The 24,546-nt window shown below is 70.1% G+C and carries 20 protein-coding genes; 9 read left to right on the top strand and 11 right to left on the bottom strand.

All coding sequences use genetic code 11. From position 1 onward, the window contains the following. Window positions 1-8: 8 nt before the first annotated feature. The gene (locus AB0399_RS12620; protein WP_366411245.1) at window positions 9-644 is read right to left on the bottom strand and encodes an HAD-IB family phosphatase; all 636 of its coding nucleotides are present in this window, start codon (window positions 642-644) and stop codon (window positions 9-11) included. Window positions 645-853: 209 nt separating this feature from the next. Here AB0399_RS12620 and AB0399_RS12615 point away from each other — a divergent pair, with 209 nt between their 5' ends. Then, window positions 854-1,357 carry a MarR family winged helix-turn-helix transcriptional regulator gene (locus tag AB0399_RS12615; protein ID WP_328466539.1) on the top strand — a complete coding sequence of 168 codons (504 nt, stop codon included), beginning with the start codon at window positions 854-856 and terminating at the stop codon, window positions 1,355-1,357. 115 nt (window positions 1,358-1,472) lie between these two features. Then, window positions 1,473-3,083, top strand: coding sequence for an MFS transporter (locus AB0399_RS12610; protein ID WP_329367037.1), 1,611 nt, complete (start codon window positions 1,473-1,475; stop codon window positions 3,081-3,083). Here AB0399_RS12610 and AB0399_RS12605 read toward each other — a convergent pair. Next, window positions 3,022-4,338, bottom strand: coding sequence for a serine hydrolase domain-containing protein (locus tag AB0399_RS12605; protein ID WP_366411278.1), 1,317 nt, complete (start codon window positions 4,336-4,338; stop codon window positions 3,022-3,024). The two genes, AB0399_RS12610 and AB0399_RS12605, sit on opposite strands and share 62 nt — an antisense overlap. Window positions 4,339-4,528: 190 nt before the next feature. Continuing rightward, window positions 4,529-5,518 (bottom strand): class I SAM-dependent methyltransferase, encoded by a 990-nt coding sequence (locus AB0399_RS12600; protein WP_366411244.1) that lies wholly within the window; start codon window positions 5,516-5,518, stop codon window positions 4,529-4,531. 219 nt (window positions 5,519-5,737) lie between these two features. Here AB0399_RS12600 and AB0399_RS12595 point away from each other — a divergent pair, with 219 nt between their 5' ends. Continuing rightward, on the top strand, window positions 5,738-9,046 hold the full coding sequence (locus tag AB0399_RS12595) for a discoidin domain-containing protein (RefSeq protein ID WP_366411243.1): 3,309 nt from the start codon (window positions 5,738-5,740) through the stop codon (window positions 9,044-9,046). 65 nt (window positions 9,047-9,111) lie between these two features. Here AB0399_RS12595 and AB0399_RS12590 read toward each other — a convergent pair whose 3' ends face one another. Next, a complete protein-coding gene (locus AB0399_RS12590; RefSeq protein WP_366411242.1) occupies window positions 9,112-9,729 on the bottom strand; it encodes a MarR family transcriptional regulator in 618 nt (205 codons plus the stop codon). A gap of 97 nt (window positions 9,730-9,826) precedes the next feature. On the opposite strand from AB0399_RS12590, the gene AB0399_RS12585 reads away from it, so the two are divergent. Together AB0399_RS12585 and AB0399_RS12580 are read left to right on the top strand one after the other, a co-directional pair. Then, window positions 9,827-10,543, top strand: coding sequence for an SDR family oxidoreductase (locus AB0399_RS12585; protein WP_366411241.1), 717 nt, complete (start codon window positions 9,827-9,829; stop codon window positions 10,541-10,543). A 362-nt stretch (window positions 10,544-10,905) separates the two neighbouring features. Beyond that, window positions 10,906-11,787, top strand: a complete 882-nt coding sequence (locus tag AB0399_RS12580) for a barstar family protein (protein WP_366411240.1) — start codon at window positions 10,906-10,908, stop codon at window positions 11,785-11,787. Between the two features lie 187 nt (window positions 11,788-11,974). Here the strand turns inward: AB0399_RS12580 and dnaB are convergent, their stop codons facing one another. Then, entirely contained in the window at window positions 11,975-13,429 is a 1,455-nt protein-coding gene (gene dnaB, locus AB0399_RS12575; protein WP_328466561.1) for a replicative DNA helicase, read from the bottom strand. A 521-nt stretch (window positions 13,430-13,950) separates the two neighbouring features. Here dnaB and AB0399_RS12570 point away from each other — a divergent pair. Continuing rightward, the gene (locus tag AB0399_RS12570; protein ID WP_366411277.1) at window positions 13,951-15,273 is read left to right on the top strand and encodes an MATE family efflux transporter; all 1,323 of its coding nucleotides are present in this window, start codon (window positions 13,951-13,953) and stop codon (window positions 15,271-15,273) included. 129 nt (window positions 15,274-15,402) lie between these two features. On the opposite strand, the gene rplI is transcribed toward AB0399_RS12570, so the two are convergent. The 4 genes from rplI to rpsF all read right to left on the bottom strand — a co-directional run bounded on the left by rplI (window position 15,403) and on the right by rpsF (window position 17,132). Continuing rightward, the gene (gene rplI, locus AB0399_RS12565) at window positions 15,403-15,852 is read right to left on the bottom strand and encodes a 50S ribosomal protein L9 (protein ID WP_328466563.1); all 450 of its coding nucleotides are present in this window, start codon (window positions 15,850-15,852) and stop codon (window positions 15,403-15,405) included. A 16-nt stretch (window positions 15,853-15,868) separates the two neighbouring features. Next, entirely contained in the window at window positions 15,869-16,105 is a 237-nt protein-coding gene (gene rpsR, locus AB0399_RS12560; RefSeq protein WP_031512678.1) for a 30S ribosomal protein S18, read from the bottom strand. A 43-nt stretch (window positions 16,106-16,148) separates the two neighbouring features. Next, entirely contained in the window at window positions 16,149-16,751 is a 603-nt protein-coding gene (locus AB0399_RS12555) for a single-stranded DNA-binding protein (RefSeq protein ID WP_328466566.1), read from the bottom strand. Window positions 16,752-16,841: 90 nt separating this feature from the next. Continuing rightward, entirely contained in the window at window positions 16,842-17,132 is a 291-nt protein-coding gene (gene rpsF, locus AB0399_RS12550; RefSeq protein ID WP_328466567.1) for a 30S ribosomal protein S6, read from the bottom strand. A gap of 256 nt (window positions 17,133-17,388) precedes the next feature. Here rpsF and AB0399_RS12545 point away from each other — a divergent pair, with 256 nt between their 5' ends. The 3 genes from AB0399_RS12545 (at window position 17,389) to AB0399_RS12535 (ending at window position 20,117) form a co-directional block, all read left to right on the top strand. Beyond that, window positions 17,389-17,703, top strand: a complete 315-nt coding sequence (locus AB0399_RS12545) for a hypothetical protein (protein ID WP_328466569.1) — start codon at window positions 17,389-17,391, stop codon at window positions 17,701-17,703. A 188-nt stretch (window positions 17,704-17,891) separates the two neighbouring features. Further along, a complete protein-coding gene (locus AB0399_RS12540; protein ID WP_328466571.1) occupies window positions 17,892-19,013 on the top strand; it encodes a peptidoglycan bridge formation glycyltransferase FemA/FemB family protein in 1,122 nt (373 codons plus the stop codon). A 63-nt stretch (window positions 19,014-19,076) separates the two neighbouring features. Then, window positions 19,077-20,117, top strand: a complete 1,041-nt coding sequence (locus AB0399_RS12535) for an alanine racemase (protein WP_328466573.1) — start codon at window positions 19,077-19,079, stop codon at window positions 20,115-20,117. A gap of 33 nt (window positions 20,118-20,150) precedes the next feature. On the opposite strand, the gene AB0399_RS12530 is transcribed toward AB0399_RS12535, so the two are convergent. Together AB0399_RS12530 and AB0399_RS12525 are read right to left on the bottom strand one after the other, a co-directional pair. Then, window positions 20,151-21,665 (bottom strand): glycosyltransferase 87 family protein, encoded by a 1,515-nt coding sequence (locus AB0399_RS12530; RefSeq protein ID WP_329367026.1) that lies wholly within the window; start codon window positions 21,663-21,665, stop codon window positions 20,151-20,153. A gap of 125 nt (window positions 21,666-21,790) precedes the next feature. Next, window positions 21,791-24,541, bottom strand: coding sequence for a transglycosylase domain-containing protein (locus AB0399_RS12525; protein WP_366411239.1), 2,751 nt, complete (start codon window positions 24,539-24,541; stop codon window positions 21,791-21,793). Between the last annotated feature and the right edge of the window lie 5 nt (window positions 24,542-24,546).

Here is a 24,546-nt window from a genome sequence, read left to right as displayed (position 1 = left end):
TGGGCTGCTCAGGCGTCGGCGACCAAGGCGTACGCCTCACGCAGGTCGTCCCCGGCATACGCATGGGTGGCCAGGCCGCTGACATGGTCGTCGCCATTGACCGCGACCGAGACCGGGACCACGCCGAACAGCGCGGTGTCCGACAGCGAGTCACCGTAGGCCACGCAGTCGGCGCGGCCGACCCCGTAGCGGGCGCACAGTTCGTCGGCGATGGTCACCTTGGACTCGGGCATCAGGATGCCGGACGGATCGAAGGCGGCTCCGGGCACGAAGGGGAGCGCGGGGAAGACCGAGGCACGGGCGTCGTGGACGCCCCACGTGCGCAGCCGGGTCACGAAGAAGTCGGGGGAGAGCGAGATCACCGCGCAGTGCTCGCCGCGGGCGGTGATGTCGGCCCACACCTCGCGTATCCCGCTCAGCCAGGGCGCACTCGTGAAAGCGCCGGCCACATGGCTCTCGGTGAGCGCTGACCACATCCGGTAGGCGCGCCGCGCGTATACGTACGAGTCGATCTCACCGACGGACAGTGCTCTGTCCAGCTCCCGGAACTCGGCGACCATACCGATCTGCCGAGAGATCTCGATCGCGGCGGACGTACCGGGCATCAGCGTGCCGTCCATGTCGAAGATGTGCAGTCGCGCCATCCTGTCCCCCTCCTTCATGCGCGGCCGACCGGGCCCGGCCTTCATGCCGACGCACCCCCGCGTCGACAGGCTCCGCCCGTTCGTCCGTTCGCTCACTCGTCTACCCCGCCAGTGTTCCACGTGGAACACTCCGCGTGACCAACTCCGACCCCGACATAGGTCCGCCAGCAAACAATCCCGTAGCGGAACTATTTTGCTACCCTCGACCCATGACCGTCGAGACCACGCCCGCACCCGCGACGACCACCGACGTCTCCTTCCTGCTCCACCACACCGCCCACGTACTGGCCACACAGATGGCGGCAGCCCTGGGGGAGATCGGCATGTCACCGCGCGCACACTGCGTACTCGCACATGCCGCCCAGGCCGAGCGGACCCAGGCCCAGATCGCCGAACTCTCCGACCTAGACAAGACCACGATGGTGGTCACCGTCGACCAGTTGGAACGGGACGGCCTGGCCGAGCGGGTGCCCTCGGCGTATGACCGCCGGGCCCGGATCATCAAGGTCACACCGAAGGGCGAGCAGGTCGTGACGACCGGCCAGGACATCGTCGACCGGGTGCACGGCGACGTGCTCGGCGCACTGCCCGAGGAGGAGCGGGCAGCGTTCGTCTCCGCGCTGAACCGGCTCGCCGGTGGCCACCTGGCCACCCCCGCCGACTCCCCGGAAGGCGGCCAGGGGGTGCGCAGGCCGCGCCAGTCGCGCAAGTGAGGCGCCGCGCAACAGGCGCCACCAAGCCTCGGCGATAGACCCGTAAAAGATAGTCTCCAACAAAACCATCTGCTACGGTCACTCTTGGCATACCGATCCGCCAGGAGGCGACCCCATGTCTGTCCCCGATTCACCGGACTCCCAGGCCGTCAGGTCGCGCGCGGCCGCGCTCGCGGTCCTCAGCGCCGGCACCTTGATGATCATCCTCGACGGCACCATCGTGAACGTGGCCCTTCCGTCCATCCAGCACGACCTCGGCTTCTCCCAGGCCAATCTGGCGTGGGTGGTGAACGCGTATCTGATCGCCTTCGCCGGTCTGCTGCTGCTCTCCGGCCGGCTCGGCGACCTGCTCGGCCGGCGTCGGGTCCTGGTGACGGGGCTTGCCGCCTTCACCGCCGCGTCGTTCCTGTGCGGCATCGCGGACTCCGCGGGCCTGCTGATCGCCGCCCGCTTCGTGCAGGGCGCGGCCGGTGCGATGGTCTCGGCCGTCGCGCTCGGCATGGTGCTCGCCCTCTACCCCGACCCGCACGGCCGGGCCCGGGCGATGGGCATCTACAGCTTCACCCAGTCCGCGGGCGGTGTCCTCGGTCTCCTTGCCGGCGGCATCCTCACCCAGGCGATCAACTGGCACTGGATCTTCTTCGTCAACCTGCCGATCGGCCTCGCCGCGGCCCTGCTGAGCCTGCGCCTGCTGCCTGACGACCGCCCCTCCCGCACCGGCCACGACCAGGCCGACCGGACCGCCGGGACCGGCACCGGCACCGCCCGCGGCGGATTGCGCGGTACCGACGCACCGGGCGCGGTACTGGTCACCGCCGCCCTGATGCTCGGCGTCTACACCATCGTCAAGACCACCGACCGCGGCTGGACTTCGGCACCCACCGCCGGGTTCGGCGCGGCCTCCCTCGCCCTGCTCGCCGCCTTCCTGGTCCGCCAGGCCCGTGCCGCGCAGCCGCTGATGCCACTGCGGATCTTCCGGTCCCGGATCGTCGCCGGTGCCAACGCGGTCCAGGTACTGGTGGTCGCGGGCGGGTTCGGCTTCCAGTTCATGACCTCGCTCTACCTCCAGCACGTCTTGGGCTACGACCCGCTGGAAATCGGGCTGTCACTGGCGCCCACCGGCGTGGCGATCGGCGTGATGTCGCTGGTCCTGTCCGCCCGGCTGGGAGCCCGCTTCGGGCAGCGGGCAGTGCTCCTGCCGAGCCTGGTGCTCTTCGCGGGCGCTTTCCTGCTGCTGGCCCGCACACCGTCGGGCGGCCCCGGCAGCCACGCCTCGTACGTGGCCGACATCCTGCCGCCGATCCTGCTGATGGGGGTCGCGTTCGGGCTGGTCATGCCCTCGCTGCTGACGCTCGGCATGGCCGAGGCGGGACCGGCCGACTCCGGCCTGGTGTCAGGGGTGTTCAACACCGCGCAGCAGATCGGCGGCGCGCTGGGACTGGCGACGCTGGCGTCGATCGCCGGCACCCGCACCGAACACCGGCTGGCCGCCGGCCGGACCGCGACCACGGCACTCGCCGACGGCTACCACCTGGCCTTCGTCGTGGCGGCGGGACTGCTCACCGCCGCGGCCGTCCTCGCCGGGGTGCTGCTGCGCACCCCGGCGGGACAGGCGCCGGCCGGACAGAGCCCGACCGGCACGGCGGGCCCGGATGAGCTGGGCGTCAGCTCCAGCCGGGGAAGCCGCCCGGCACCGGGGCCTGCTGGTCGTAAGGCTCGCGTGTGAACACGAAGGAGCCCAGGTCGAGATGGCTGAGCGTGCCGTCGTCCCGGCGCACCGCCCGCAGCGTCTCGCCTGCGTAGTAGCCCGTGCGTCCGGTCCAGGTGCCGTCATGTTCCACGTGGAACCGTGTGCCACGGCCCTGGCCGGTCAACGGCTTCAGCTCCACCTCACCCGACGCCAGCACCAGCAGCCCGTACCCCTGAGTGCCCCAGTACCAGGCCCCCGCCAGGTCGAGCAGAGCCGGGTCAAGAGCATCGGCGGGCCGCCAGGGCGCGGGGAAAGCGGGTTCGGCGTCGGCGGTGATCGCCAGCAGGTCGGCCGCGAGGCCGCCCACCCTGGGTCCCGAGGTGGAGTTGGCCAGGGCGACCGCTCCGAGCCGGTCCTCGACGCTCACCCACACCGTCGCCAGGAAGCCCGGCATCGAACCGGTGTGGCCGATCAGGGTACGGCCGTGGTGCCGCATGATCTGGATGCCGAGGCCGTAACCCGTGCCCGGCTCGTCCGCCTCGGCGGGCGCGGCCGGCTCGCGCATGTGCGCCACGGTCTCCTCGGCCAACACCTCTGGGTGACCGCCGGCCAGGAAGGCCGCCCACCGCGCGAGGTCGTCGACCGTCGACCACAGCTCACCGGCCGGCGCCATCACACCCGTCTCCTGCACCGCATCGGGCACCATCACATCGGCCCACGGGTGGACAGCGAAACCGCCGGCGGCGGGCTGCCTCGGCGGCAGGCTGGTCCTGGCCATCCCGAGCGGGTCCAGCACCTCCTCCTGGAGCGCGTCACCCCATGGCTTGCCGCGCAGCCTGGCCACCACTGCACCCAGCAGGGCGAAGCCGGGGTTGGAGTAGTGGTGCCTGCGCCCCGCCGGGTGCTTGACCGGTGCGGTACCGAGCACATCCGCCAGTTCGGGCCGCAGGTCGCCCGGAGTGCGCTCCCACCACGGCCCCGGTGTCTCGGAGGCGATACCCGAGGTGTGCGCCAGCAGTTGACCGATCGTCACCCCGCCCACCGACGTGCCGGGCAGGTGCTCCTCCAGCGGATCGGTGAGCGCCAGCCGGCCCTCGTCGCGCAACCGCATCACCAGCACCGCGACAAAGGTCTTGGTCAACGACCCGATCCGGTACTGCGTGTCGCTGTCGGGGGCATGCCCCTCGATCATGCTGCGCGACCCGCTCCACACCAGCGTTCCGTCCCGCACCACCCCGCCGACCAGCGACGGTGTGCGGCCCCTGGCCTGCTCCACCGCCACCCGGTGCATCAGCGCCCGGGTCGTGGCGGGCAGCAGTCCCCCGTCGTACGCCTGAGGAGAGTCGTTCGTCGTCACACGTCCCCTGCCCTTCTGCCGGGTCCCTGCCCGGCGCCGTCACGGACGGGGAGCGGCGCCCGCCGCCGGTCGTACCGCCACCGCGCATGACCGCGACCAGCGACACCACCGCCGGCGGGCGCCGCTACTCGCCCGCGTCCTGCTTGCGTATCCCGGCCGCGCCGAAGCGCACCGAGATGATCGACATCCGCATCGACCGTACCCCCGGGATGCGGTGCGAGAACGGGGCGATCGCATACAGGCCCCGGCCGCGTCCCAGCCGCAGGCTGCGCACCTGCGTGATCAGCGGAGACGCCGCCGCGACCTTGGGGTACTCCCGGTAGTCCATCCCCCACTCCCAGCGCGGCGCCCGGTAGCTGCCGTCCCGCGCATCCAGCCTGCCCGCCTGGTTCTGTGCGACCTGGGCCCGCGGCAGCGCGTCGAAGAGGAACCACCCGCCGGGGAACCGCTCCGCGCACGCGGCGATCAGCCCCTTCGCATCGCGTTCCGGTAGATACATCAGCAGCCCCTGCGCGGTGACGAGAACGCCCTTCGCCACATCGGCCGCGGTGATCTCGTCCATCCACTCCAGGTCGAGCGCGGACCGGGCCACCGTGCGGCGGCGTGGCGGAGCGTCTGGGAGCAGAGCGGTGCGTACCGCGACGGTCTCCGGAAGATCGACGGTCAGCCAGCGCACCCGGCCGTCGTCCACCCGCCAGAACTGCGTCTCCAGGCCCTCGCCGAGCGCGACGACGGTACCGCCGGGGTGCTCGGCGACGAACCGGCGCACCTCGTCGTCGAAGGCGCGCACCCGCAGCGCGTGCCACTGCGCCATCACCGTGCTGCCGAAGCGGTCGAAGGGGTAGTCGATCCGGTCCACCAGGTCCACCGCGTAAGGGTCGTCCAGCAGCCGGTTCCCCGGTGGTCGACGGGCCTCGGCGGCGCGATGGGCCAGGTTCCACAGCAGCGTCGCCGGCACACCGTCCAACTCGACCTTGATCCGGCCGGCGCCCTGCCCGGCGAAAGCGCCGCGCACCTCGCCCGCCGGCTCGCCCGTCACCTCGCCCACCGGCTCGTCGCCGCCCGTCCCGCCACCGTCCGCGGCACCACCGCTCGCTTCATCCCCGTCGCCCATGGCGCCAGCCTCTCATCCCCCCGCGTCGCCACCACGTCAACTACCGGGCAAATCAAGCAGTTTCCCCCGGTCGGACTTGTCAGAAAGGTTGACACCCCCCATGGGCGAGCGTGACCATCACGTCGGTCAGAGAGCGCTCTCACACCACTGCTCTCTCCCTCCGCACCATCTGTCGGTCCCCCCAACACGCAAGCCCCCACCCGACATACAGGAGTACACATGAGGGTCACCCCACAAGGGCTCTCCAACCCAGGCCGTAAACGTTTCCGACGATCTCCGCAGGGAATCGTCCTCCTCGCCTTGGTGCTCATCGCCTCGGCGTACCTCTCGCTGAACCCGACCACGTCCCACGCCGCCGCACAGCAACTGCTCTCCCAGGGCAAGGCGGCCACCGCCTCCTCGGTCCAGGACGCCTTCACCGCAGGCGCGGCGGTGGACGGGGACACCGGGACCCGCTGGTCCAGTGCCGCGTCCGATCCGCAGTGGCTCCAGGTCGACCTCGGCTCCAGCCAGCCGATCACCCAGGTGGTGCTCAACTGGGAGACCGCCTACGGGAAGTCGTTCAAGATCCAGACCTCGGAGAACGGCACGAGCTGGACCGACATCTACTCCACCACCACCGGCACCGGCGGCGTCCAGACCCTCAACGTGACGGGCACCGGCCGCTACGTACGGATGTACGGCACCCAGCGGGCCACCCAATGGGGCTACTCACTCTGGGAATTCCAGGTCTACGGAGGCTCGGGCGGTGGAAGCACCCCACCGGCGACCTGCGGTGACACCAACGCGGCGCTCGGCAAGCCGTCCAGCGCCTCGTCGACCGAGAACGACGGCACCCCCGCGGCCGCGGCCTTCGACGGGAACGCGGGCACCCGCTGGTCGAGCGCGGCCTCCGATCCGCAGTGGATACAGGTCGACCTCGGCTCCTCGCAGAGCATCTGCGGCGCCCAGCTGACCTGGGAGACGGCGTACGCCACGGCGTACCAGATCCAGCTCTCCGACGATGGTTCCACGTGGAACACGGTGTACTCCACGACGACCGGGGCCGGCGGGACGGAGAACCTCTCCTTCACCGGCACCGGACGCTATGTGCGGATGTACGGCACCCAGCGAGCCACCCAGTACGGCTACTCGCTCTGGGAGTTCACCGTCCTCACCCCGGGCGGCACCGGCACCCCGCCGACCGGCGGCGACGGTGACTGCCCCTGGGTCGGTTCAACGGCGCCGGTCGCGGACCGCGTGTCGCAGGTGATGGCGCAGATGACGAACGCCGAGAAGGTGTCGATCCTGCACGGCAACAACAACGCCTCGCCGTACATCGGCAACATCAACGGCATCCCGTCGCTGTGCATCCCCGCTCTCGGGCTCCAGGACGGCCCGCACGGGGTGGGCGACGGGCTCGGCGGGGTCACCCAGATGCCCTCGGCGAACGCCTCGGCGGCCACCTGGGACACCGCGCTCGAGCAGCAGTACGGTGCCGCGATCGGCGCCGAGTTCGCCGGCAAGGGCGCGCAGGTGGCGCTCGGCCCGACGCTGAACATCGTCCGCGACCCGCGCTGGGGCCGTGCCTTCGAGACGTTCGGCGAGGACCCGTACCTCAACGGGCAGATGGCCGCCGCCGATATCAAGGGCATCCAGAGCCAGGGCGTGATGGCCGAGATGAAGCATGTCGCCGTCTACAACATCGAGAACCCGGCAGGCACGGTCATCGTCGACAACCGCACCCTTCAGGAGCTCTACCTGCCCGCCTTCCAGGCGGCGGTCGAGCAGGGTTCGCCGGCGGCGGCCATGTGCGCGTACAGCGTGGTCAACAACGTGCCCGCCTGCCAGAACCCCGCACTGATGAACGTCGGCCTCTACCAGCAGGCGAACTTCGGCGGCTTCATCACGAGCGACTGGGGTGGCACGCACTCGACGCAGGACTCCGCCAACGCGGGGCTGACGGTGGAGATGCCCAACGGGTACTTCTACGCCGACTTCCTCGCCCAGGCGGTGGCCAATGGCACCGTCAGCCAGGCCACGCTGGACACCATGGCCAGCCGGCTGCTCACCCAGTACTTCGCATTCGGCCTCTTCGACAAGGCGCCCAGCGGCTCGACCGGCGCCACCGTCACCACCCCCGCCCACCAGCAGGTCGCCCTCCAGGGCGCTGAGGAGGGCGCGGTGCTGCTGAAGAACAACGGCATCCTGCCGCTGTCCACGTCCACCACCAAGTCGATCGCGGTGATCGGCTGGGACGGCGGCGCCGGTGTGCAGACCATCGGCGGCGGCAGCGGCACCACGACCAGTTCCGGCACCGTCTGGCCGATCACCGGCATGCAGAACCGGGTCTCGGGCACCGGCACCACTGTCCAGTACAACGACGCGACCGACCTCAACTCGGCGGTCACGCTGGCCCGCAGCTCGGATGTGGCGATCGTCTACGCGTCCGACAACTACGGAAACGAGGAACACGACACCACCACGCTCGACCTGCCGGCCAACGGCGGCAGCTCGGTCAGCGACAACGACATGATCGCCCAGGTGGCCGCGGCCAACCCGAACACGATCGTGGTGCTCAACAACAACTCGGCGATCAACATGCCGTGGCTCAACCAGGTGGCGGGCGTCTTCGAGGGCTTCTACCCGGGCCAGGAGATCGGCACGGCGATGGCGGCGCTGATCTTCGGCGACGTCAACCCGTCCGGCAAGCTGCCGGTGACCTTCCCGAAGTCGCTCGCCGACGTGCCCGCGAACACGGCCGCGCAGTGGCCCGGCACCAACGGGCAGGTGCAGTACAGCGAGGGTCTGGACGTCGGGTACCGGTGGTACGACGCGAAGAACATCACCCCGCTCTTCCCGTTCGGCTTCGGCCTGTCGTACACCACCTTCGGTTTCAGCAATCTCCAGGTAGGAGCGCTGAGCGGGGGGACGGCGACCGTGCACGCCACGGTCACCAACACCGGGTCGCGGGCCGGCAGCGAGGTCGCGCAGCTCTACGTCGGGGACCCGGCGTCCACCGGTGAGCCCGTGCACCAGTTGCGCGGCTATCAGCGCGTCACGCTCGCCCCGGGCCAGTCGCAGACGGTGACCTTCACCGTCAGCACCCACGACCTGGCCTACTGGAACACCTCGAACAGCAACTGGACGACCGCGGCCGGCGACTACCAGATCCTGGTGGGCGACTCCTCGCGGAACCTGCCGCTGACCGGCACGCTCAACGTGCCGACCACTGTCAACGGCAACCTGGCCGCGACCGTCACCCCGAAGGCAGCCGCCTCCGGCCCGGCCGCGACCGCCGCGCCGCTCTCCGTGCCCAACCCGTACGGCATGAGCAGCCCGGTGCACAAGCAGGTCGACTGGACGTACGACAAGAACGCCAAGGGCGTCAGCTACACCGCGACCGGGCTGCCGCCGGGCATCTCGCTCTCGGCCGGAGGCACCTTCACCGGCGCGGCCGACAAGGCCGGCACCTGGACGGTGACGGTCACCGGCCGGAACGCGGCGGGCTCCCAGGGCTCCGCGACGTTCGTCTGGACGGCCACCTGACGGCAGCCTGAACCTGCCGGAACGGCACCCCCGCGACCCGCTCGGGCCGCGGGGGTGCCCTCGCTTCAGCTCATCCGCGCCCGTACGTCAGTGGATAGCTTGTCCAGCAGTCCGACCAGCAGTGCGCGTTCCTGCGGGGACAGGCCCGCCACGAGCGCGGCCTCGCGCCCGAGCACCGCGTCGACGGAGCGCTCGATCAGGGCGTGCCCCTCGGCCGTCAGCGCGACCAGGACCGTACGACCGCCGGTCGGCGCGGGGCCGCGGCTGACCAGGCCGCCGTCCTCCGCGCGGGCGACCCGCTGCGAGACGGCGCCGGCCGTGACCAGGGTGCGGCGGGCGATCTCGCGGGTGGACAGGGTGTAGGGCGGTCCCGCGCGGCGGAGTACGGAGAGCAGGTCGAGGGTGGCCGCGTCGATCCCGGCGGCGCGCAGCACCCGGGCGCGATCGTCGGCGAAGAGCTTCGCCAGCCGCCAGATGGGGGTGACGACCTCGATCGACGTGGTCGGGGTGCCCGGGCGCTCACGCTGCCAGGCGGCGGCGATGTCGGCGGCGGGGTAGGGCGGTGGGGCGCCGGGTGGAGCGCCCGGCGGGGTGTCGGCCGATACGTAGGCGCTTCCACTGCTGCGGCCGCTGCCGGCATCGGCATCGGCATCGGCCGACGCGTCGGCTTCGTCGTCGGCCATGGCGGATTCCCCTCTTGCCGGTGCGCCTCGCGCTATGTTTAGCTCTAAACGTAGCAGCTCGGCACCGCATCCCGACACCTCGACCAGGAGCGATCCCTTGACCCGTACCGTGCTCGTCACCGGAGGAAGCGGCGGCATCGGCCGCGCCATCGCCGCGCGCTTCGCCGCCGACCGCGCCCAGGTCGTGGTGACCGGGCGGCACGCCGACACGGTGGAGCGAACCGCCAAGGACCTGGGCGTGCGCGGAGTGGTCTGCGACGCGACCGACCCGACCCAGACCGCGGCGCTCGCCGAGCAACTGACCACGGTGGACGTGCTGGTCAACGCGGCCGGCGGCCTGCCCGCACCGGCCCCCGACGGCGTGCCGCCACTGGAGGCCCTGCTCGCCGAGTGGAGCTCCAGCCTCAGCCGCAACCTGCTCAGCGCCGTACTGACCACGGCCTCCGTGCGGGACAGGCTCACGGACGGCGGCGCGGTGATCAGCATCGGTTCGATCGGCGCCGAGCGGCGCGGCGGATCGTACGGCGCGGCCAAGGCGGCCCTCGGCGCCTGGAACACCTCCCTGTCCGCGCAGCTCGCCCCGCATGGCGTCACCAGCAACGTGATCTCCCCCGGCTACGTCACCGGCACGGACTTCTTCCGCGGCGGCATGACCGACGCCCGCCACACCGCCTTGGTCCAGGAGACCCACAACCAGCGCCCCGGCACCCCCGACGACATCGCCGAGACCGCCTTCTTCCTCGCCTCCCCCGGCGCGCGCCACATCACCGCCCAGACCCTCCACGTCAACGGCGGTGCCTTCACCACCCGTTGACCGGGCCCGATCCCATGACGACGGTCACCACCCGCCCGGTCACATACCCGGCTGACGGCCTGACGATGGTCGCGAGTGCCTGCCCGTCACGGAGTGACCCGCGCCGGCCGGACCGCCGTCTCCAGGACCGCCGTTGCCAGGACCGCCGGCGTGTAGGTCCGCGTTCTGCTGACCTTTGCCGGCGCTGCGACCTGGAGCGTTCGGCGTTCCGCACTGCGTGGCACCTTGATTATTCCGCGCTCTGGTAACACTTTGTCAGGTCATCGTTCGGCTTCGGATGTCCAGACAGGAATGAGACCCGCATGTTATGCCCCTGGGCTCCGGGCTCATCGCGCAATGCGCGTGACCCGTAGGCTCCGGCCATGTCGACTGAGCAGACCCCGCAGAAGGCAGTCAAGCACTGGCAGGACTGCGCGGACGTGTACGACTTCTTGGAGCAGGTTCGGCTCAGGCCCGAGATGTGGCTGCCAGACGGGTCGCTCCTCCACCTGCAGTCGATCCTCACCGGCTACCGGGTCGCGCTCGGCGTGCACGGCATCGACGAACCCTTTGACTTTTGGCCCGGAGAGCGCTTCACCCAATGGCTCCACGAGCGACGTGGGACATCGAGTTCCCTGACCTGGGCAGCCGAGATCGAACGCATCACACCTCCACACAGCACCCCGGTCGCCGAGTTCTTCGTCCTCCTCGATGCCTTCCGGCATGACATCGCGCCCGCACCCGCCGAGACAGTCCGCACGACGGGGCTGCCCGGCATCGACTTCATGCTGAACACCTTCGTCACCCTCTTCTGGCGCAGGCGCCTCCTCACCGAGGCAGCTCTGCGGCTGGAGGAACGAGGCTTTCGCGTAGTGCACCTCGCAGCCGGAACCTGGGCAACCGACAAGGACATGCACCAGGACTTCGCCGCAGCCCTCCAGTTCCCGGACTACTACGGCCGCAACCTCGACGCCCTCAACGACTGCCTCGGCGATATCGCCTGCTACGGCCCGTACGACGACTCACCGGAGGGCTCCGGCCTCGTCCTCGTCATGACGGACTACGACCGCTTTGCCACCGCCTCCCCGCGGACAGCGCAGATCGTCCTGGACGTCATCGCCGACCGGGCCCGACAGGCCGCCGTGCTCCAGCGCCGCTTCTTCGCCCTGATCCACAGCAACGACCCCGACATCCGCTTCGAACCCGTCGGCGCCGCCGCCGTCATGTGGAACGGCGAAGAATGGCTGGACTCCAGTCGCCGTTGAGAACGGTGTCGCTCGGCGGTGCAGGCAGTCCTCATCGCGCCCTCATCCTGCGGCGGTGGCCCTCCAGGCTGCGTGACGCAACCTTCCTCCCAGTGCCACCACTCCTCGATTCCTGACCAATAGACCAAGCAGAGGTCACGGAATCGTGGAAAAGGTCAGCGAAACGCGGAACCTACAGCGCCGGACCTCAGGTCTGGGCCATGTCCACGAAGCGCGAGTAGTGGCCCTGGAAGGCGACCGTGATGGTGGCGGTGGGGCCGTTACGGTGCTTGGCGACGATGAGGTCGGCCTCGCCCGCGCGAGGGGACTCCTTCTCGTAGGCGTCCTCGCGGTGCAGCAGGATCACCATGTCGGCGTCCTGCTCGATGGAGCCGGACTCGCGCAGGTCGGAGACCATCGGCTTCTTGTCGGTGCGCTGTTCGGGTCCGCGGTTGAGCTGGGAGAGGGCGATCACGGGGACCTCCAGCTCCTTGGCGAGGAGCTTGAGGTTACGGGACATGTCCGAGACCTCCTGCTGGCGGCTCTCGGGGCGCCGGGAGCCGCCGGACTGCATGAGCTGGAGGTAGTCGATGACGACCAGCCGCAGGTCGTTGCGCTGCTTGAGCCGGCGGCACTTGGCGCGGATCTCCATCATCGACAGGTTCGGCGAGTCGTCGATGTAGAGGGGCGCCTCGGTGACGTCGGACATCCGGCGGGCGACCTTGGTCCAGTCGTCGTCGGTCATGGTGCCGGAGCGCATGTGGTGCAGGGCGACCCGAGCCTCGGCGGACAGCAGCCGCATCGCGATCTCGTTGCGCCCCATCTCCAGGGAGAAGATCACGCTGGGCATCTTGTGCGCGATGGAGCAGGTGCGGGCGAAGTCCAGCGCGAGCGTCGACTTGCCCATCGCCGGCCGGGCCGCGATGACGATCATCTGACCGGGGTGCAGGCCGTTGGTGAGGGAGTCGAGGTCGGTGAAGCCGGTGGGGACACCGGACATCTGACCGCTGCGGGAGCCGATCGCCTCGATCTCGTCGAGCGCACCCTCCATGATGTCGCCGAGCGGCAGGTAGTCCTCGGAGGTGCGCTGCTCGGTGACGGCGTAGATCTCGGCCTGGGCGCTGTTGACGATCTCGTCGACGTCGCCGTCGGCGGCGTATCCCATCTGCGTGATGCGGGTGCCGGCCTCCACCAGGCGGCGCAGCACGGCACGTTCGTGCACGATCTCGGCGTAGAACTCGGCGTTCGCCGCCGTGGGCACCGCGTTGACGAGGGTGTGCAGGTAGGGGGAGCCGCCGATGCGGGCGATCTCCCCGCGCTTGGTGAGCTCGGCGGAGGTGGTGATGGGGTCGGCGGGCTCGCCACGTGCGTAGAGGTCAAGGATCGCGCTGTAGATCGTCTCGTGAGCGGGCCGGTAGAAGTCGGCGCCCTTGAGCACCTCGACGACGTCGGCGATCGCGTCCTTCGACAGCAGCATGCCGCCGAGCACGGACTGCTCGGCGTCCAGGTCCTGCGGGGGTACGCGCTCGAAGCCGCCACCGCCCTCGGAGAACCGGCCCTCGTCCTGGCCACCGGCGCCGCGCTTGCGGAAGGGGGCGACCGCGGGGCGCTCGTCGGGAGGGTGGTCCGCCCAATGGTCGTCCGCGGGTTCGGGTTGGCTCATTCCCGCCACCTCCTCCCATCCGGCCGGGCCGGCCGGACCCCGCGTGCGTGCCACTCTTTCACGGCGGCGCCCCGGTTTTCACGGCGGCGCAGCCGTCCAACGAGCCTCCCGGCGCACGCTCTTCGCGGAGTCGGGGACGGTCCACGCTAGGCCCACCGGCGGCCCACACCAAGCCGGTTATCCACAGGGGGTGTGGATGACGGCGGCATACCTGTGGAGAACTGCCCCGAACCTGTGTACAGCCCTTGGGACAGTGCTGTGGACAAGCCGGTCGACGCGCAGCAGAACCCATCCTGACCTGCCAATTCTTCGTCCATAGCCTGTGCAGGAGAAAAACTTCTGCACCCGGACCAAGATCATGACAAACAACGCGGAGGAGATCACTCTGCGCAGTCACCCGTAATGATCAGACTTGGCCTTCACCTCTTACTTGTGGACGGTTAGGATATGCCGCTGTGAGTCCTGTACCCCCGGCCGTCGACACATCGGCGCCGCGCGAACCCGCCCGGCCGCCCGCTTCGGTGCGCCGCCGCCACGACCGGGAGATCGTGGCCCTCGCGCTGCCGGCCTTCGGCGCCCTGGTGGCCGAACCGCTCTTCGTCATGGTGGACAGCGCGGTTGTCGGCCATCTGGGCACCGCCCAACTCGCCGGGCTCGGCGTGGCCGCCGCTCTGCTCACCACCGCGGTCAACATCTTCGTCTTCCTCGCCTACGCCACCACCGCCGCGGTCGCCCGCCGGGTCGGCGCCGGCGACCTGCCCGCGGCCCTGCGGCAGGGCATGGACGGCATCTGGCTGGCCCTCCTGATCGGCGTCCTGGTCATCGCCGCCGTGCTCCCGACCGCCCCGGGCCTGGTCGGCTTCTTCGGCGCCTCGCACACCGCCGCCCCCTACGCGAGCACCTACCTGCGGATCAGCTCGCTCGGCATCCCCGCGATGCTCATGGTGCTCGCCGCCACCGGAGTGCTGCGCGGCCTCCAGGACACCCGTACCCCGCTCTACGTCGCGGTGGGCGGCTTCACCGTCAACGCCGGCCTCAACGCGGCACTCGTCTACGGCGCGGGGCTGGGCATCGCGGGTTCCGCCTGGGGCACCGTCATCGCCCAGAACGGCATGGCGGCGGTCTACCTCGCCATGGTGGTCCGCGGCGCCCGCGCCCAGGCCCCGGGCACGTGGCGGTCGATGTTGCGCCCGGACGCCGCCGGGATACGCGCCTGCGCCCGCGCCGGGGTTCCGCTGCTGGTCCGGACGATCAGCCTGCGGGCCGTCCTGATGATCGCCACCGCCGTCGCCGCCCGGCTCGGCGACACCGAGATCGCCGCCCACCAGATCACCCTCACGGTCTGGTCGCTGCTGGCCTTCGCGCTGGACGCCATCGCGATCGCCGGGCAGGCCATCATCGGGCGCTATCTGGGCGCCGGCGACGCCGCGGGCGCGCGGGCGGCCTGCAACCGGATGATCCAGTGGGGCCTGGTCTGCGGCGCCGCGCTGGGACTGCTGGTGGTGCTGGCCCGGCCGCTGGTCGGACCGCTGTTCAGCTCCGACCCGGCGGTACGGCACGCGCTCGCCTCGGCACTGCTGGTGGTGGCCGTGGCGCAGCCGGTGTGCGGGGTGGTCTTCGTCCTCGACGGCGTGCTGATGGGCGCGGGCGACGGGCCCTATCTGGCCGGGTCGATGCTGGCCACGCTGGCGGTCTTCGCGCCGGTCGCGTTCGCCGTACCGGCGGTGGGCGGAGGTCTGACCGCGCTGTGGTGGGCGATGGGGCTGATGATGCTCACCCGGTTCGCGGCCCTGTGGCTACGCTCCCGGTCCGGCCGCTGGGTGGTGACGGGGGCGAGCCGCTGAGCGTGCGCCGCCGAGGCACGCGAAAGGGCCGGCCCCCGTCCGGGAGCCGGCCCTTCGCTCGTTCCGCTCGATCGCCATGGTCCCCATGTTTCACGTGGAACATGGCGACCATGCCGACCAAATGCCGCGTTACGCGGCCACGACCTCCAGGTCGAGAACGGCCTCGACCTCGGGGTGCAGTCGCACCGAGATCTTGTGCGCGCCCAGCGTCTTGATGGGCGCACCCACCTCGACCCGGCGCTTGTCGACCTGCGGGCCGCCCGCGGCCTTGATCGCCGAGGCGATGTCAGCCGGGGTGATGGACCCGAAGAGGCGACCGGTGTCACCGGCACGCGTGCTCAGCTTGACCTTGACGGCCTGCAGCTGAGCCTTGACGACGTTCGCGTCTTCGAGCGAGTGGATCTCGCGGATGCGCCGGGCCCGGCGGATCTGCTCGACGTCCTTCTCGCCACCCTTGGTCCACGCGATGGCGAAGCCCCGCGGGATCAGGTAGTTGCGGGCGTAACCCGGCTTGACGTCCACGATGTCGCCTGCGGCACCGAGGCCGCTGACCTCGTTGGTGAGGATGATCTTCGACATGCTGGTCACCCTCTCCTTATCGAGCCGTCGAGGTGTACGGCAGCAGCGCCATCTCGCGGCTGTTCTTCACCGCGGTGGCGACGTCACGCTGGTGCTGCGTGCAGTTGCCGGTGACGCGACGGGCACGGATCTTGCCGCGGTCGGAAATGAACTTCCGCAGCATGTTCGTGTCCTTGTAGTCCACGTACACGGTCTTGTCCTTGCAGAACGCGCAAACCTTCTTCTTCGGCTTGCGCGGGGGCGGCTTCGCCATGGTCTCTCTCCTGTGAGCTCAAGAAGTGTGTGAGGGTCGCCCTCTAGAAGGGCGGCTCGTCCGAGTAGCCGCCGCCGGCACCGCCGGAGGAACCGGAGCCGCCGCCCCAGCCACCTCCGCCGCCGCCCTGCTGGCCGCCGGCCGGTGCGCTGGTGGCCCAGGGGTCGTCGGCGGGAGCCCCGCCGCCGCCCTGCTGGCCGCCCCAGCTGCCTCCGCCGCCGGCCTGGCCACCGCCACCACCGCCGCCGTAGCCGCCCTGCTGGCCGCCGCGACCGCCGCCGCCACTGGTCTTGGTGACCTTGGCGGTGGCGCTGCGCAGGCTGGCGCCGACTTCGTCGACGTCCAGCTCGTAGACCGTCCGCTTGACGCCTTCACGGTCCTCGTACGACCGCTGCTTCAGTCGGCCCTGCACGATGACGCGCATACCGCGCTGAAGCGACTCGGCGACGTTCTCCGCCGCCTGCCGCCAGACCGAGCAGGTGAGGAAGAGGCTCTCGCCGTCCTTCCACTCGTTGGTCTGCCGGTCGAAGGTGCGGGGGGTGGACGCGACGCGGAACTTCGCGACCGCCGCACCGGAGGGGGTGAAGCGCAGCTCGGGGTCGTCGACGAGATTGCCGACGACCGTGATGACGGTCTCGCCTGCCATTGGGATGACCTCTCGACTGGCTTGGTGGGCGGTGCAGTGGTGGTGGCTGCTACTCGGTGGTTCGGTACTCGGTGGTCCGGGAGACCCGGATCAGTGGAGTTCCGGACGCAGGACCTTGGTCCGCAGCACCGACTCGTTCAGGTTGAGCTGGCGGTCCAGCTCCTTGACGACCTCGGGCGTGGCCTTGAGGTCGACGACCGAGTAGATGCCCTCGGGCTTCTTGTTGATCTCGTAGGCGAGACGACGACGGCCCCAGGTGTCGACCTTCTCCACACTGCCGCCGCCACCGCGGACGACGGACAGGAAGGACTCGATCAGCGGGGAGACAGCGCGCTCCTCCAGATCGGGGTCGAGAATGAGCATGAGCTCGTAGTGACGCATAGGGGAACCCACCTCCTTTGGACTCAGCGGCCACGGCGTTTCCGTGGCAGGAGGGTTTGGCTTGCGTCGCAACGGTAACGCGGGGCACCGACAGTGCTTCCCGCGCCGCCGTTGCCCGGCGAAAGGCCGGTGCAGACCGCCCAGCGTACCCGGGTCGGTCCTCCGGGTTGAAATCCGCCCGGTTATGCCCCCAATCTGTATACATCGGGTGTGGCCGGCGCTACCTTGCGCCACCTCTCCATCACGGAGGTGCCTCATGGCACAGCAGCACACAGCCCAGACGTCCTCGGCCCGGACCCATCACCTCACCTTCAACACCGACGGCAAGCGCCATCCGCTGGAGAACTCGCTCCTCGCGATCACGCTCGTCCTCGGCATCGTCGCGGTCACCACGGCCGGATTCCACAGCCTGCACGTGGTCAGCTCCGCGACCGGCCTGGCCGGCATCCTCACCGGTGCGTGGGGCCAGTACATCTCGGTCACCACCGCCGAGCGGTTCGCACTCATCATCGGCCTGGGGATGGCCGCGCTCGGCTTCTACCTGGGCGTGGCACACGGCGGCTTCTCGTAGGCCGTTCCTCCTCCCGTCCTCCGTTCGTGCCCCTTCCGTCGCCTGCCCACCCGCCGTCCGTCGTCCTTCGGCGAAACGGCGGTCGGTCGTCGAGGGAACGGCTGACGGGCAGTAGCGGCGGCGCTCCCCTCCCGCAGTAGGCTTCGGGCCAGCAAAAGCCCGCAGTCGGAGCATGGGGAGCGCCCCGTATGAGCCTGTCCCTGAGGACCATCAGCCGAAAGCAGCACCTGGACTACATCCAGGGCCTGTCTTCGGCGAGCCACTGCCAGGTCCCGGCATGGGCCGATGTGAAGAACGAATGGCGCTCGGAGAACCTCGGCTGGTTCGACGACGGCACGGGGGAGTTGGTCGGTGTCGGCCTGGTGCTCTACCGCCAACTCCCCAAGGTCAAGCGGTACCTCGCGTACCTGCCCGAGGGCCCGGTGATCAACTGGTACGCGCCGAACCTCGACGAGTGGCTGCAGCCGATGCTCAAGCACCTCAAGCAGCAGGGTGCGTTCACCGTGAAGATGGGTCCCCCGGTGATCATCCGCCGCTGGGACGCCGGGGCGGTCAAGGCGGGCATCGCCGACCCCGACGTCAAGCGGCTGCGCGATGTCGAGGCCACCTACGTCGAGCCGCGCGCCTTCGAGGTCGCCGACCGGCTACGCCGGATGGGCTGGCAGCAGGGCGAGGACGGCGGCGCGGGCTTCGGCGACGTGCAGCCGCGGTACGTCTACCAGGTGCCGCTGGAGAACCGCTCGCTGGACGACATCCTCAAGGGTTTCAACCAGCTCTGGCGCCGCAACATCAAGAAGGCCGACAAGGCCGGCGTGCAGGTGATCCAGGGCGGCTACGACGACCTGCCGGTGTGGCAGAACCTCTACGAGATCACCGCCACCCGCGACCACTTCCGGCCGCGCCCCCTGAGCTACTTCCAGCGGATGTGGACCACGCTCAACGGCGAGGAGCCCAACCGGATGCGGCTGTACCTCGCCATGCACGAGGGCGAGGCGGTCGCGGCGGCGACCATGCTGACCGTCGGCCGGCATGTGTGGTACTCCTACGGAGCCTCCGCGAACCACAAGCGTGAGGTGCGCCCGTCCAACGCGATGCAGTGGCGAATGCTGCGTGACGCGTACGCGATGGGCGCCAGCGTGTACGACCTGCGCGGTATCAGCGACTCCCTGGACGACAAGGACCATCTGTTCGGCCTGATCCAGTTCAAGGTGGGCACCGGCGGCCAGGCTGCCGAATACTTGGGCGAGTGGGACTTCCCGCTCAACAAGCTGCTCCACAAGGCACTCGACATCTACATGTCGCGCCGCTGACCGGCCGACTCTCCGCTCGGACCAGCTCCGGGCGGAGCACCGAAGAAAGGTCCTGACCACGCGATGGCGCTCACCCTCTACGTCGACACCGCGCGCTGGCGTGCGCACCAGCAGTCCGTGGTCGACCAGTTCCCCGGCATCGTGCCCGTCTGCAAGGGGAACGGCTACGGCTTCGGCCACGAACGACTCGCCGACGAGGCGACCCGGCTGCGCGCGGACATGCTCGCGGTCGGCACCACTTACGAGGCCGCCCGGATCAAGGACTACTTCGGCGGCGATCTCCTGGTGCTCACCCCGTACCGGCTCGGCGAGGAACCGGTGCCGCTGCCGGACCGGGCGATCCGCTCGGTCTCGTCGGTGGAGGGGGTGCGCGGGCTCGTCGGCGCCCGGGTGGTGATCGAGGTGATGAGCTCGATGCGGCGGCACGGCGTCTCCGAGGACGACCTGGTCAAGCTGCACACCGCGATCGACGACGTGCGCCTCGAGGGCTTCGCCATCCACCTGCCGCTGGACCGCGCCGACGGCAGCGACGCGGTGGAGGAGGTCTTCGCCTGGATGGAGCGGCTGCGGGCGGCCCGGCTGCCGCTGCACACGATGTTCGTCAGCCACCTCAGCGCGACCGAAATGGCCACCCTCCAGCAGCAGTTCCCGCAGACCCGGTTCCGGGCCCGGATCGGCACGCTGATGTGGCTCGGCGACCACGACGCCACCGAGTACCGCGGCGCGGTCCTCGACGTGACCCGGATCGCCAAGGGCGAGCGGTACGGCTACCGGCAGGAGAAGGCCGCGGCCGACGGGCACCTGGTGGTGGTGGCCGGCGGCACCTCGCACGGCGTGGGCCTGGAGGCGCCGAAGGCGGTGCACGGCCTGATGCCGCGGGCCAAGGGCGTGGCCCGGGCCGGCCTGGCCACGGTCAACCGCAACCTGTCGCCGTTCGTGTGGGCGGGCAAGCAGCGCTGGTTCGCCGAGCCGCCGCACATGCAGGTGTCGATCCTGTACCTGCCCAGCGACGTGGCGCCGCCCGCGGTCGGCGACGAGCTGGTGGCGCACCTGCGGCACACCACCACCCAGTTCGACCGCGTCGTGGACCGCCAGTCGGCGTAGGGCCTCGGCCGGCGTCGGTCGGCCGAAGCCAGCTCAGCCTGTGTAGGACCCGCCCTCGGGGTGGGGCCCGCCGTCGGCGTACGGCACCGGCGGCGCCGACGCGTGCTTGGGCTCATGCACGGGTGTGCCGAGGACGAACGCGTCCTCGGCACCGTCCAGGACACCGCCGGCCGGGTCGTCCGACCCATCCTGCCGCAGCACGTCGTGCTCGGGCAGCAGGATGTCGCGCACCACCAGGGCGCACAGGTACAGCACGCCGAGCAGGTGCACACCGATCGCCAGGTGATACGCGTCGGCGGTCAGGCCGTGGTGCTTGGCGCTGTTGAGGTAGGCCAGCCGGTACCAGATGCCGAGGAAGTACAGCACCTCCGCGCCCTGCCAGATCGCCAGATCACGCCAGCGCGGCCGGGCGAGCACCGCCAGCGGCAACAGCCACAGCACGTACTGCGGCGAGTAGACCTTGTTGCTGATCAGCAGCGCGGCCACCATCAGGAAGGCCATCTGCCCCAGCCGCGGCCGGCGCGGCGCGTACAGGGCGAGCGCGGCGATGCCCACGCACAGCAGCAGCATCAGGGCGATGCCGTACTCGTTGACGCCGTCGAGCGCGTTGCCGGAGCGGTCCCTGACGATCATCCACAGGGAGCCGTAGTCCGTGCCGCGGTCCTTGCTGAAGGTGTAGAACTGCGCCCAGCCGTGCGGCGCGAAGGCCATCACCGGCAGGTTCACCACCAGCCAGGCAGCGACCGCGGCGCCCAGGGTCCGGCCGAACTGCCTTAGCCGGCCCGCCCGCAGGCAGAGCAGGAACAGCGCGCCGAGCAGCAGTACCGGGTAGAGCTTGGCGGCGGCGGCCAGCCCGATCAGTACGCCGGCCCGGCCCGGGCGGCCGCGCGACCACAGCAGCAGCCCGCCCGCCGCCAGCGCGACCGCGAACAGGTCCCAGTTGATGGTGGCGGTCAGCGCGAGCGCGGGGGACAGGGCGACGAACAGGCCGTCCCAGGGTCGCCGCCGGTTGGTGCGCGCCACGCACACCACCAGCGCGACCGCGCAGATCATCAGCATCCCGGAGTTGGCGATCCAGAAGATCTGCGCGCTGTGCTGCCCCGAGCCGGGCGGGGTCAGCCAGGACGCCACCTCCATGAACAGCCCGGTCAGCACCGGGTACTCGAGGTAGTGGAGGTCGGCCGAGCCGCTGAGGGAGTCGGGGATGCGGTCGAAGTACGGCACCAGGTCGGCGCCGAAGCCGCGCTGGGTGTACATGTGCGGGATGTCGGAGTAGCAGGCGTGGGCGTACTGCTGGTCGCTGGGCGGCGGCTGGAACCAGCCGCCCGAGTAGCAGGACGTCTTCTGCACCATGCCGAGCGCGAACATGCCGATCACGACGAGCACCATCACCCGCAGCGGGTTCCACCAGCGGTGCCCGGACAGCGCCCAGCGGCCGGCCGGGCCGCCGATGAACTCGCTGCCCGCCGCGGCCACCGGGTCCTCGTCCGTGGGGCGCACGGGGGACTCTCGCCGGTCGTCGTCTGCTCGGTAGCGCACGCTCGTCATGGCGCCATCCTGCCGTACCGGACTGTGTGCGCGAGAGCCCCCGGGACCGTCACGGTTCCGGGGGCTCTCACAGGCTGTCTCACAGGTCGTGCCACCGGCGGCTCGGCGCCGGGGTCACGGCCGGGTCATTGCTTTCGTGTGCTGTTCGTCGTCCCCTGCCACCCGTTGCCGCCGTTGCTGCCGCCGTTGCCCGTCCCACCGTTGGTGTTGCCCCCGTTGGTGTTGCCGCTGTCCGTACCGGTGGGCGGCGTGGTGGGCGACGTGGGGCAGCCGAAGATGGAGCACGGCGGGGTGGTGGGCGTGGTGGGCGTCGTCGGCGGGGTCGTCGGCGGCGTCGTCGGCGGGGTCGTCGGCGGGGTCGTCGGCGGCGTGGTCGGCGGCGTGGTGGGAGGCGGCGGGGGCGTCGGGCTCGTCACGTTGCCGTAGATGACCTTGCCGATCTCCTCCGCCGGCTGCTCGAAGTCCTTGTTCGGCTGGCCCTTCATCGCCGCGCTCATGTAGTCCTTCCAGATCTGCGCGGGGAAGGAGTCACCGTGCACCTTCATGGCGCCACCGGTGCCGTACATCGGCAGGAAGGCGTTCTGCTTGCCGTCGTGGGACTGGTCGTCGCGGCGGAACATCACGATCGAGGTGGCCAGCTGCGGGGTGTACCCGTCGAACCAGGCCGACTTGTTGTCGTCGGTGGTACCGGTCTTGCCGGCCGCCGGACGGCCGCCGGGCAGCTGGGCCGGGGTACCGGTGCCCTTCTTCACCACGTCGGTGAGCATGTCGGTGATGGTGTCCGCGACCGTCGGGGAGAAGGCGACCTTGGTCTTGAGCTGGTGCTTGTAGATCTGCTTGCCGTTGTGGACGACGGTGCTGACCGAGTACGGGTCGTTCTGCCGGCCGTGGTTGTCGAAGGTGGCATAGCCGTCGGCCATCCGGATCGCGCTCGGCGAGGAGGTGCCGATCGAGTACGTGACGCTGTTCTTGTAGTCGTCGAGGCCGTTGGAGGCGTCGGCGACCAGCCCGGCCGCGACCGCGGCGTCGTGCACCTTGTCGGTGCCGACGTCCTGGCCGAGCTGGACGTAGGGCGAGTTCAGCGACTTGTCCAGCGCCACCCGCAGGGTGACCCTGCCGAAGTTGTCGCCGTCGTCGTTCGGCTGGCGCCACTGGAACGGCTTGTTGTTCTTGTCGTAGCCGATCCACGGTTTGCCGGTGTAGTCGTTGATCAGCTGGTTGTCCTTACCGCTGAACTCGCTGTCCGGCGACACCAGGGTCCGTTCGCTCAGGCTCTGGGTGGCGCCCCCGTTCGGGTTCCGGACGCCGTAGGTCATCGCGGCGGCCAGGACGTACGGCTTGAACGTCGACCCGACCTGGGCGCCGGTCTCGTCGGCGTTGTTGGTGAAGTGCTTGGTCGCGTCGGTGCCGCCGTAGATGGCCACGATCGCGCCGTCCGACGGGTTCACCGAGGCGCCGCCGAACTGGACGAACTTGTCCATGTCCTCGCCGTTCACCACATGGGTGCCGCCGGGTTTGATGGACTTCTTCTGGACCTTCTTGACCGCGGCCTCCAGCGCCTGCACCTTCGGCTTTTGGAAGGTGGTGTGGATCTGGTAGCCGCCCTGGTTGAGCTGGTCGTCGGTGAGGATCTTGTTGTTGATCACGTAGCTCTTGGCGAGGTTGACCATGTAGCCGATCTGCCCGGCCATCTGCGCGTTCTGCTTCGGCGGGTCGGGCATCGGGTAGGTGGTGTACTTCGCTCGCTGGCCGGCGGACAGCAGCTTGTCCTTGACCTCGAGGTCGAGGATGTCCTTCCAGCGGATCATCGAGTTCTTCTTGTTGCTCGCCGCCGTCGCGATCGGGTCGATCGTGGGGTTGCCCGCCGGGTCGTAGTACGTCGGGCCCTTGAGCAGCGCCGCGAGGAAGGCGCACTGGCTCGGGTCCAGCTTGATGGCGTCGACGCCGTAGTACGTACGGGCCGCCGCCTGGATGCCGTAGGCGCCGCGGCCGAAGTAGGAGGTGTTGAGGTACCCCTCCATGATCTTGTCCTTCTTCATCGTCGCGCCGACCTTGATCGAGATGAAGAGTTCCTTGAACTTGCGGCTGAACGTCTGCTGCTGGTCGAGCCGGGTGTTCTTCACGTACTGCTGGGTGATGGTCGAGCCGCCCTGGGTCTCGCCGCCCTTGGCCATGTTGAACAGCGCGCGGGCGATGCCCTTGGGGTCGACGCCGCGGTCGGTCTCGAAGGTCTTGTTCTCGCCGGCGATCACCGCGTTCTGCATCGCCTGGGGAATCTCGTCGATCGTGACGTTCTGGCGGTTGACCTCGCCGCCGGTCGCGATCATCTGGCTGCCGTCGGCCCAGTAGTAGACGTTGTTCTGCGCCTGGGCCGCGAGGTTCTCGTTGGGGACGCTCACCATCGCGTACGCGATCCCGATCACGCCGACCAGGGTGCCGAGGAAGCCGACGCACAGGGCCGCGATCTGGCGCCAGGACGGCATCCAGTGGCGCCAGCCCACCTTGCCGAAGCGGGGGTAGTCGATGAACCGTTTCTTGCCGGGGCGGCGGCCTGCCCGCCCGGCCGGACCGCCGCCCGCCGCGGTGCCGGTAGCGGCCGCACGGCGCCTGCTGCGCCCCTGAGCGGCCCTGCGGGCGGCCGCGCGGCCCTCGTACGGCTGCTGCCGCTCGTCGCCGGCGCCGCGGCCGCCTGAAGGCGAGCCCGCGGAGTGCGTACCGCCGGCCGGGGTGCCGCCCGGCGGCGTGTCCGCGGGCGGGGTGCCTCCGGCGGCTCGCCTGCCACCGGAGGAGGGGGGCGTCGGCTGCTGTCCCCCGCGCCGGGCGGCAGCGCGGCCGCCGGAAGGCGACTGCGGCGGCTTGCGACGGTGCTCGCTCATTGAAC

Source organism: Streptomyces sp. NPDC088194 (assembly GCF_040702025.1).
Classification (GTDB): Bacteria; Actinomycetota; Actinomycetes; order Streptomycetales; family Streptomycetaceae; genus Actinacidiphila.
This window is presented reverse-complemented; position numbering and strand designations above follow the sequence as displayed.

Bases quoted from the DNA above. Each gene is read 5' to 3' on its own strand.
- AB0399_RS12545 (WP_328466569.1), top strand. From the start codon at position 17,389: ATGGCACAGCAGCACACAGCCCAGACGTCCTCGGCCCGGACCCATCAC.
- AB0399_RS12530 (WP_329367026.1), bottom strand. From the start codon at position 21,665: ATGACGAGCGTGCGCTACCGAGCAGACGACGACCGGCGAGAGTCCCCC.
- dnaB (WP_328466561.1), bottom strand. From the start codon at position 13,429: ATGAGCCAACCCGAACCCGCGGACGACCATTGGGCGGACCACCCTCCC.
- AB0399_RS12580 (WP_366411240.1), top strand. From the start codon at position 10,906: ATGTCGACTGAGCAGACCCCGCAGAAGGCAGTCAAGCACTGGCAGGAC.
- AB0399_RS12610 (WP_329367037.1), top strand. From the start codon at position 1,473: ATGTCTGTCCCCGATTCACCGGACTCCCAGGCCGTCAGGTCGCGCGCG.
- rpsF (WP_328466567.1), bottom strand. From the start codon at position 17,132: ATGCGTCACTACGAGCTCATGCTCATTCTCGACCCCGATCTGGAGGAG.
- AB0399_RS12605 (WP_366411278.1), bottom strand. From the start codon at position 4,338: ATGCACCGGGTGGCGGTGGAGCAGGCCAGGGGCCGCACACCGTCGCTG.
- AB0399_RS12615 (WP_328466539.1), top strand. From the start codon at position 854: ATGACCGTCGAGACCACGCCCGCACCCGCGACGACCACCGACGTCTCC.
- AB0399_RS12555 (WP_328466566.1), bottom strand. From the start codon at position 16,751: ATGGCAGGCGAGACCGTCATCACGGTCGTCGGCAATCTCGTCGACGAC.
- AB0399_RS12620 (WP_366411245.1), bottom strand. From the start codon at position 644: ATGGCGCGACTGCACATCTTCGACATGGACGGCACGCTGATGCCCGGT.
- AB0399_RS12600 (WP_366411244.1), bottom strand. From the start codon at position 5,518: ATGGGCGACGGGGATGAAGCGAGCGGTGGTGCCGCGGACGGTGGCGGG.
- rplI (WP_328466563.1), bottom strand. From the start codon at position 15,852: ATGTCGAAGATCATCCTCACCAACGAGGTCAGCGGCCTCGGTGCCGCA.
- AB0399_RS12540 (WP_328466571.1), top strand. From the start codon at position 17,892: ATGAGCCTGTCCCTGAGGACCATCAGCCGAAAGCAGCACCTGGACTAC.
- AB0399_RS12535 (WP_328466573.1), top strand. From the start codon at position 19,077: ATGGCGCTCACCCTCTACGTCGACACCGCGCGCTGGCGTGCGCACCAG.
- AB0399_RS12525 (WP_366411239.1), bottom strand. From the start codon at position 24,541: ATGAGCGAGCACCGTCGCAAGCCGCCGCAGTCGCCTTCCGGCGGCCGC.
- rpsR (WP_031512678.1), bottom strand. From the start codon at position 16,105: ATGGCGAAGCCGCCCCCGCGCAAGCCGAAGAAGAAGGTTTGCGCGTTC.
- AB0399_RS12590 (WP_366411242.1), bottom strand. From the start codon at position 9,729: ATGGCCGACGACGAAGCCGACGCGTCGGCCGATGCCGATGCCGATGCC.
- AB0399_RS12595 (WP_366411243.1), top strand. From the start codon at position 5,738: ATGAGGGTCACCCCACAAGGGCTCTCCAACCCAGGCCGTAAACGTTTC.